This is a genomic window from Stenotrophomonas sp. Sm2128, assembly GCF_030985535.1.
Lineage (GTDB): Bacteria > Pseudomonadota > Gammaproteobacteria > Xanthomonadales > Xanthomonadaceae > Stenotrophomonas > Stenotrophomonas maltophilia.
Genome location: NZ_JAPTFQ010000121.1, coordinates 1 through 8513, shown reverse-complemented (window position 1 = coordinate 8513; position 8513 = coordinate 1). Strand labels below are relative to the sequence as shown.

At 66.5% G+C, this 8513-nt stretch carries 7 protein-coding genes; 4 read left to right on the top strand and 3 right to left on the bottom strand.

Annotated elements, in window-relative coordinates; genetic code table 11:
• Positions 1 to 118 precede the first annotated feature (118 nt).
• Positions 119 to 1369 carry a DUF819 family protein gene (locus tag O0K41_RS21470; protein WP_012480981.1) on the bottom strand — a complete coding sequence of 417 codons (1251 nt, stop codon included), beginning with the start codon at positions 1367 to 1369 and terminating at the stop codon, positions 119 to 121.
• 127 nt (positions 1370 to 1496) lie between these two features.
• Here O0K41_RS21470 and O0K41_RS21465 point away from each other — a divergent pair, with 127 nt between their 5' ends.
• The gene (locus tag O0K41_RS21465; RefSeq protein ID WP_049450937.1) at positions 1497 to 1886 is read left to right on the top strand and encodes a VOC family protein; all 390 of its coding nucleotides are present in this window, start codon (positions 1497 to 1499) and stop codon (positions 1884 to 1886) included.
• Between the two features lie 86 nt (positions 1887 to 1972).
• Here the strand turns inward: O0K41_RS21465 and O0K41_RS21460 are convergent, their stop codons facing one another.
• Together O0K41_RS21460 and O0K41_RS21455 are read right to left on the bottom strand one after the other, a co-directional pair.
• Positions 1973 to 3259: a HAMP domain-containing sensor histidine kinase gene (locus O0K41_RS21460; RefSeq protein ID WP_033834363.1), complete on the bottom strand. Its 1287-nt coding sequence runs from the start codon at positions 3257 to 3259 to the stop codon at positions 1973 to 1975.
• Positions 3246 to 3959, bottom strand: a complete 714-nt coding sequence (locus tag O0K41_RS21455; RefSeq protein WP_005410617.1) for a response regulator transcription factor — start codon at positions 3957 to 3959, stop codon at positions 3246 to 3248. Before O0K41_RS21455 ends, O0K41_RS21460 begins: the two co-directional genes overlap by 14 nt.
• Before the next feature lie 131 nt (positions 3960 to 4090).
• Here O0K41_RS21455 and O0K41_RS21450 point away from each other — a divergent pair, with 131 nt between their 5' ends.
• The 3 genes from O0K41_RS21450 to O0K41_RS21440 all read left to right on the top strand — a co-directional run bounded on the left by O0K41_RS21450 (position 4091) and on the right by O0K41_RS21440 (position 8304).
• The gene (locus O0K41_RS21450) at positions 4091 to 5794 is read left to right on the top strand and encodes a glycosyltransferase family 39 protein (protein ID WP_123958866.1); all 1704 of its coding nucleotides are present in this window, start codon (positions 4091 to 4093) and stop codon (positions 5792 to 5794) included.
• Positions 5795 to 5905: 111 nt separating this feature from the next.
• Positions 5906 to 6658 carry a phosphatase PAP2 family protein gene (locus O0K41_RS21445; protein ID WP_032966948.1) on the top strand — a complete coding sequence of 251 codons (753 nt, stop codon included), beginning with the start codon at positions 5906 to 5908 and terminating at the stop codon, positions 6656 to 6658.
• A complete protein-coding gene (locus O0K41_RS21440; RefSeq protein ID WP_049450941.1) occupies positions 6655 to 8304 on the top strand; it encodes a phosphoethanolamine--lipid A transferase in 1650 nt (549 codons plus the stop codon). The genes O0K41_RS21445 and O0K41_RS21440 overlap by 4 nt, the downstream gene beginning before the upstream one ends.
• The last annotated feature ends 209 nt before the right edge of the window (positions 8305 to 8513 follow it).

Below are 8513 nucleotides of genomic sequence, written 5' to 3'. Positions count from 1 at the left end.
GGTCAGATCCGTTTCCTCCGGGAAACGGATCTGACCCCTTCCATGTTCATGGAGGCCCATGAAATGCATCCACGCATGGCGTGGATCTACGCAAGCATGACGCCTGGGCGGCCCGGACTCAGCCGTTGGCCATCCACTTCAGGATCAGGCCAGTGACATAGGCCAGCCCGGTGCCGGTGGCGTAGCCCACCGTGCCCAGCAGCACGCCCACCGGAGCCAGCGTCGGATGGAACGCTGCGGCCACCACGGGGGCCGAAGCGGCTGCGCCGATGTTGCCCTGCGAACCGATCGCGAAGAAGAACAGCGGCGCGCGCAGCAGCTTGGCCACCACCCACAGCACCAGCACATGCGTGGCCATCCAGATCGCGCCGAGCAGGAACAGCCACGGCCGGTCCAGCAGCGACAGCAGGTTCATCTGCATGCCGATGCAGGCGATCAGGAAGTACAGGAACACCGTGCCCAGCCGCGAAGCGCCTGCGGCTTCCAGCCGGCGCGCACGAGTGAAGCTCAGGCCCAGGCCCATCGCTGTCGACAGCAGGATCACCCACACGAACTGGCTGTCCAGGCTGAACTGGCTGGCCCAGCTGACATTGGTCTTGAACCAGCCCGCCAGCGGCGCGGCGATGGCATGGGCCAGGCCGACGCCGCCCAGTGCCACGCCGACGATCACCATCAGGTCGGTCATGCTGGGAATGCGCGCGTTCTGCGCCTCGTAGGCACTGATGCGCGCCTTCATCTCGTCGATGGCACGGGTATCGGCACCGTTGCGGGTATCGATCTGCTGCGCGCGGTTGGCCAGGAACAGCAGGATGGCCATCCACAGGCTGGCGCAGGCCACGTCGACCACCGCGAACTGGCCGAAGGTGGTGGCATCGGTGCCGAACACTTCGCGCATGGCAACCATGTTGGCGCCGCCGCCGATCCAGCTGCCGGCCAGCGCCGCCATGCCGGCCCAGGTATCACCGGCCACGGTTTCGGGGTGGATCAACTTCATCAGCTGGAACGAGACGATGGCGCCGAGCATGATGCCGGCGGTACCGGCGCAGAACACGATCAGCAGTTTCGGGCCGAGCTTGGCAATACCCTTGAGGTCGATCGACAGGGTCAGCAGGACCAGCGCGGCCGGCAGCAGCACGTCACGCGCGACCGGGTTGTACAGCGAGGTGTTGTGGCCGTCGATGACACCGGCGGTGTTGTAGATGGCGGGGACGAAGTAGCACAGCAGCAGCGCCGGCACCCAGGCGAAGATCTTCTTCAATAACGGGGTCGGGCCACTGGCAGCCCAGAAGATCAGGGCCAGGGTGGCGGCAATCAGGCCCAGGCCAACGATGTCGTTGCTGATCAGGGCAGTAGCGGGTTCGGTCGGCATGGGATCCTCTGTCGATCGAAAGAGCGGGAAAAAAAAGCGCCGCATGAAGCGGCGCACCCCGAGATTAACATTGTCTTCACGCCGGGTCATGCTGCAGTGCCGGCTGCCCTTTCCCGGAGCCACTCCCATGCAGCTCGGCGCCTTCTCCGTCAGCCTCTCGGTCAGGGACCTGGCGGCCTCCCGCAGCTTCTACGAAGCACTGGGCTTCTCGGTGACCGGTGGCGAGCCGGCGCAGAACTGGCTGGTGATGCGCAACAACGGCGTTGTCATCGGCCTGTTCCAGGGCATGTTCGAGGGCAACCTGCTCACCTTCAACCCGGGCTGGGACCAGCACAAGCAGGAACTGACCCACTTCCAGGATGTGCGTGAACTGCAGGCGGAACTGGATGCGAAGGGCATTGAACTGGCGGTGCGTACCGACCCTCATGGGCGGGGCACCGGCTACCTTCAGTTGGCCGATCCCGACGGCAATGTGATCCTGATCGACCAGCATGTGGCGCGGCCGAACGGCCGCTAATGCGAACGGACATTGCGTGGGCAGGCGTCGACCTTGGTCGACGGGCAGCATGCCAACCAAGGTTGGCATCTACCAGGACGGCCGGTTCAGGCCGGACGTGAAGCGCTGAAATCGAGCGTGGCGCGCGTGCCACGCGGCTCGCAGGGCTGCAGCTGCAGGGTCCAGCCAAGGTGCTCGCAGAGCCTGGCGATCAGGTCCAGGCCGATGCCGCCGCCACGGTCGGCGCGCTCGCCACGGGCCATCCGCGCGTGGATCGCCGCAATCTCCTCCGGGCTCATGCCATGCCCCGGGTCCTGCAGGGTCAGCACCGCCGACGAGCTCAGGCGCAACTCAATGTGGCCACGCCCACTGTTCTCGATGGCATTGCGCAGCAGGTTGCCGATCGCGGCCTGCACGACAGCCAGCGGCGCGACAATATCCACCGGGGCCGCCTGGATGCCGATGCTCAGGTCCTTGTCACCGAGCAGGTGGCGATGGTCGTCGACGATTTCCGGCAGCAGCTGGTCCAGGGCGATGCGCTCGGCGCGTGCGGCCAGGCGCGCCGGGTCACGCGCCAGCACCAGCAGCAGTTCGATCAGCTGCTCCACGCTCTGCGCGGTGCGCAGCACGCGTTGCATCTGCTGGCGCGCGCGCTCGGGCAGGCCCGGCTGTTCCAGTGCCAGCTCTGCGGCACCGGTCATCACCGCAATCGGCGTACGCAGCTCGTGGCTGGCGGTGCTGATGAACACCCGCTCGCGTTCGACAAACTGCTCGTTGCGGTCCAGATAGTCGTTCAGTGCATCGGCAATGGTGTGCAGCTCGGAGCTGCCGCGCGGGTCGACCTCGATGCGCTGGCCCTGGACGCCCGGCCGCAGCGCGGCGATGTGCTGCGCCAGCAGGCTCAACGGGCGCACCATGCGTTCCATGCCGAACGACGCCATCAGCACGGTGACGAAGATCATGATCACCCCGGCCAGCATCACCCAGCGCGTGGCGAACTGTTCCAGGTCATGGAAGTCGGAAATGTCCAGCGCCAGCGCCACCCGCCCCATCGAGCCGGTGTCACGCACCATCACCGCAGTCTGCCGCCCCTTGATCGGCACCCCGTCATGCAGCCCCGGGTGCAGCATGCGCACGCTTTCCGGCATGTTGCCTTCATCGAAGCGGAACAGGCTGAGCGTGTCAGAGTCCTGCCAGCGATAGTGCGGCTCGTGCTCGGTGTGCTCGACGATGCTGTCCAGTTCGGAATTGAGCAGCGCGCGCCAGGCAGCGTGCTCCGCATGTTCATGCACGTAGTTGCCGACGCTGAACACCGCGATCGACAGCAGCGCCAGATAGCCCAGCAACCACCACACCACGCGCCGGTACAACGGCCCCGGCTTACTCGCCTTCATCATCATCCTTGCCGGCATCGCTGGGCGTGGTCACGGCCAAGCGGTAACCCACCCGCGGCAGGGTATGGATCAGTTTCTCGGCGAACGGTCCGTCCACACTGCGGCGCAGCTCGTAGACATGCGAACGCAGCAGGTCGCCATCCGGCGGTTCGTCGCCCCACAGAGCGAATTCCAGCTGCTGGCGGGTCACCGCGCCGGGGCTGGCTCGCATGAGCACTTCCAGCAGCTTGCGGCAGGCCGGGTACAGGTGCAGCACCTGGGTGCCGCGCTGGGCTTCCAGGGTGGCCAGATCCAGCACCAGATCGCCCACCTGCAGGCGCTTGCGCGGGTTGCGGCCCTGCGCACGCAGCAGCAGCGCTTCCAGCCGCACCTCCAGCTCCGGGAGTGCGAACGGCTTGGTCAGGTAGTCGTCGGCGCCGGCGCGGAACCCGGCAATCTTGTCCGGCAGCTCGTCACGCGCGGTCAGCATGATCACCGGCACTTCCGATGCATGCTCGGCGCGCAGCCGGCGCAGCACCTCCGGGCCCTCCATGCGCGGCAGCATCCAGTCCAGGATGACGGCGTCATACGGATGGCTCCCGGCCAGGTGCAGTCCGGTGATGCCATCCGGCGCCACGTCGAGCACGTGCCCGCGCGACTCGAAATAGTCGAACAGGTTGGCCACCAGCTGGCGGTTGTCCTCGATCACCAACAGACGCATGCACGAAACATCCACGGAAGTTCGTACCATGGTAGCGCCGCACATGTCGGAATGCGGTCGCCCCGGCGCCGCTCTGACGCTTTTCCCACCCCTGCCACCTCAGAATGGCCGTTTTGCTCCCGGAGCCTGCCGTGCCCGTAGCCCTGCCCCGCCGTTGGCGCCTGCCCCTGTTGTGGCTGCTGATCATTGCTGCGCTGGCAGCGGGGATCGGCCTTCGGCAGCCGCAGCCGCCGGACGAGCCGCGCTTCGTGCTGGCGGCCCGGACCATGGTCGAGAGCGGGCAATGGCTGCTGCCGCACCGTGGCGTGGAACTGTATGCGGAGAAGCCACCCGTCTTCATGTGGCTGCAGGCCGCCGCCTACGAGATCGTCGGCAGCTGGCAGTGGTCCTTCCTGCTGCCGTCGTTGCTGGGCGCCCTGCTCAGCCTGTGGGTGGTGTCGGACCTGGCGCGGCGGCTGTGGTCGCCACGACATTCCATCTACGCCCTCGCTGCACTGTTCTGCACCCTGCAGTTCGGGCTGATGGCCAAGCGCGCGCAGATCGACATGGTGCTGGTGGGCATGACCACCGTGGCCCTCTGGGGCCTGATGCGTCATCTGTGTGAACGCCGCAACCTGCCTGCCCTGTGGCTGGCCGGCTTCGCCGCAGGCGTCGGCACGGTGACCAAGGGCGTGGGTTTCCTGCCGCTGCTGATGGTGCTGCCCTGGTTCGGCTGGTGGCTGTACCAGCGCCGCCGCGGACGCACGGTGGAGGGTCCGCATCCGGCGACCCTGCTGTGGCTGATCCCGGCCTTCCTGCTGGGTGTCGGGGTGTGGCTGGCGCCGCTGGGCTGGGCCCTGCTGCACACGCCCAGTGCCGAACTGCAGGCTTATGCGCACGAGCTGCTGTTCAAGCAGACCGGCACCCGTTATGCCAATGCGTGGCACCACCGGCAGCCCGCCTGGTATTACCTGCAGGTGATCCTTACCCTGTGGCTGCCGGGCAGCCTGCTGCTGCCGATCCTGTTCAAGCCCTGGTGGCGCCGTATCCGCCGTGGCGACCGCCGCCAGTGGCTGCTGCTGGGCTGGGCCGTGCTGGTGCTGGTGTTCTTCAGCGCCAGCCCGGGCAAGCGCGAGGTGTACCTGCTGCCGATGTTGCCGGCGATGGCGCTGGCCGTAGCCCCGCTGCTGCCCGGCCTGCTGCGCCGCCTGTGCGTTCGCCGCTACCTGTTCGGCTACAGCGTGGTGCTGATGCTGGCCACTGGCACGCTGGGCGTGATGCTGCTGACCGAACACGCTTGGGCGGTGGCCCAGCTGGAACGCCGCGCCATGCCCGATACCCTGCTGCCGGTGCTGGGCGATGGCCTGCTGACCTTCGCCATCGCGCTAGCCACGCTGATCGTGTGGTTGCGGGTGCGCCGCGCGGCGACGCTGGTGCTGCTGACCCACGGCATGCTGTGGATGCTCTACGGCCTGGTACTGATCCCGGCGCTGGATCCCTATGCATCGGCGTCAGCGCTGATGCGCCGGGTCGGCGCGCGGATCGGACCGGACGCCGAACTGGCGCTGGTGGCCTGGCGCGAGCAGAACCTGCTGCAGGCCGACCGCCCGGTACGCGAATTCGGCTTCAAGCGGCCCTGGGCAGAGCAATGGCATGACGCCGGCCCTTGGCTCGCTGAGGCGCCGGACAAGCGCTGGCTGCTGGTGCTGGACGATGCGATGAGCCCCTGCGTGGATCCGGCCAAAGTGATCGACATCGGTGTTGCCAACAGGAATCGTTGGCAACTGCTTCCCGGTACCGCATGGAACCCGGAGTGCCACGCCGAGCGGACAGGATCGACCGCCGAAGAAGACTGAACGTTGACACGTGCCGGACGAACATTAACCCGGCACGAACGAGCATCCGACCCTTCTCCGACATCCAGGTGACGAGCATGACTGCGGATTCCCGAACCGCCCCTTCCCAGCATGCCCGTCCGTCCCCTTGATTCGGTAGCGCCGCTTGCGACATCACCACTGGCGTCTCGATTTGCCGTAACTCACCTCTGGCTGCCTGTCGCAATTGGTCTGCCGTTGTTTACGCTGCTGATGGGCTTCGGCGGCGATCAATGGGTGGCCGATCACCTGTTCCGTCTTGAAGGCAGCCACTGGGCGCTGCAGGACGCCTGGATCACCCGCAGCGTCGTGCACAAGGCCGGCAAATGGTTGAGCACGGCGGCGGCGCTGGTCGTGATCCTGCTGTGCTTCCACCACTGGCGTAGGGGTCGCGATCGCACCCTGCAATGGGCGCTGCTTTATGTCGTAATTGCCATGGCACTGGGCACCGGCGTGATCTCCCTGCTGAAGTCGCTGGTGCCGATGGAATGCCCGTGGGACCTGCTGCGCTACGGTGGCCACCAGCCTTTCATCGGTCTGTTCACCCTGCGCCCGGAAGGCATGCCGGCACAGGCCTGCTTCCCGGCAGGCCACGCCAGCGCAGGCTATGCGTGGCTCTGCCTGTACTTCTTCGCGTTGCTGTGGCGGCCGTCCTGGCGGTGGACCGGGCTCTGGATCGGCCTCGGCACCGGCCTGGTGTTCGGGATCAGCCAGCAGTTGCGGGGCGCCCATTTCCTTTCGCATGACATTGCCACCGCGTTGATATGTTGGCTGCTTTCGTTGGGCCTGTATGTTCTGATCCACCGTCAGCTGGACCGTCCCCACCGCCAGGAGGCAAACGCATGAGTGCATCGGTCCAACGCCCCGCCCGCCTCCCCGCCCTTGCGGGTCTTCGCAACTGGCGGCCGCAGCTCTCCACGGAAGCACTGATCGCGCTGACCAGCCTGTTCTTCGCGGTGGCCGGCAACGGCCTGTTCTGGCACAGCGCGATGGCGAGCCATCCAGGCAGCCTGCGTTACGCGCTTTCGCTGCTGCTGTTGCTGCTGGGTGCGCACGGCGTGCTGCTGGGCATCCTGGTCTGGCGCTGGAATGCCAAAGTGGTAATCAGCCTGTTGCTGCTGGTGACGGCGTTCGCAGCGCACTACATGAGCCGGTACCACATCTATCTGGATGCGGACATGCTGCGCAACGTGCTGGCGACCGACCCCAAGGAGAGCCGCGAGCTGATGACCGTATCGCTGCTGTGGCCGCTGCTGCTGCTGGCCGTGCTGCCGATGGTGGTGCTGTGGCGCGTGCAGCTGCGCCGACGCAGTTGGGGCCGCAGCCTGCTGTGGCGACTCGGCTTCCTGGTCGTGGCGGCGGCGACCGCAGTTGGCGGTGCGCTGATCTCGTTCCAGGATGTCTCGGCGCTGATGCGCAACCAGCGCGAAGTACGCTATCTCGCCACCCCGGCCAACGTGCTGCTCGGTATGCCGCGCGCGCTGCGTGGCGACAACCCGGTGCAGCGCGCGCCGAAGCTGCCGATCGGCACCGACGCCAAGGCCACGCCACGCGCCCCGGCCAGCAAGCCGCGCCTGCTGGTGATCGTCATGGGCGAAACCGTGCGCGCGCAGAACTGGGGGCTCAACGGTGGCCGCAACACCACCCCGGAGTTGGCCCAGGCACCGGTGATCAACTTCCCCGACATGCACTCCTGCGGCACCAGCACCGAAGTATCGCTGCCGTGCCTGTTCTCGCCGTGGGGACGCCACGACTACGATGAAAAGAAGATCCGTGCACACCAGTCGCTGCTGCACGTGCTGAACCGCGCCGGCATCGCGCCGTTGTGGCGTGACAACCAGTCCGGCTGCAAGGGCGTCTGCGAAGGGCTGGAGTTCCAGTCGCTGTCCGATGCGACCACGCCGGGGCTGTGCGCCGATGGCCGCTGCATGGACGAGATCCTGCTGCAGGACCTGGCCGCCCAGGTGCGTGCCAAGCCCGGCGACCGCGTGGTGGTGCTGCACCAGCTGGGCAACCACGGCCCGGCCTACTTCGAGCGTTACCCGGCAGCCTTCGCGCGCTTCAAGCCAACCTGCGACACCCGTGACATCGGCCGTTGCTCTCGCGAAGAGATCACCAACAGCTATGACAACGCGGTGTTGTACACCGATCATTTCCTGAGCAAGACCATCGGCACCCTGCAGGGCATGCAGGATTACGACACGGCGATGATCTACCTGTCCGACCATGGTGAATCGCTGGGCGAGAAGGGCCTGTTCCTGCATGGCGTGCCGTATGCGATCGCTCCGGCCGAGCAGACCCGCGTACCGATGACGATGTGGTTCTCGCCGGGCTTTGCCAGCAGCCGTGGGTTGGACCTGCAGTGCGTGCGCAAGCGTTCGGCGGCCTATACCGACCACGACAACCTGTTCCCGTCGGTGCTGGGCCTGATGCAGGTGAAGACCTCGCTGTATGAGCGCGATCGCGACCTGTTCGCCAACTGCGAAGGTTGAGGGTTGTTCGGCAGGGCTTGCAGCCCTGCACCCGCGGTAGTGCCGGCCGCTGGCCGGCAGCCTCGACAGCAACAGCAACAGCAACAGCAACAGCAACAGCAACAGCAAAAGCAAAAGCTGGCATTCCGTGGATTGGCGGGGTGGGTCCGGTTGCGGGGGACGCTGCAAGTACGTCCATGTAAGCTCGGTCGCCGCATCCATGCGGCTCA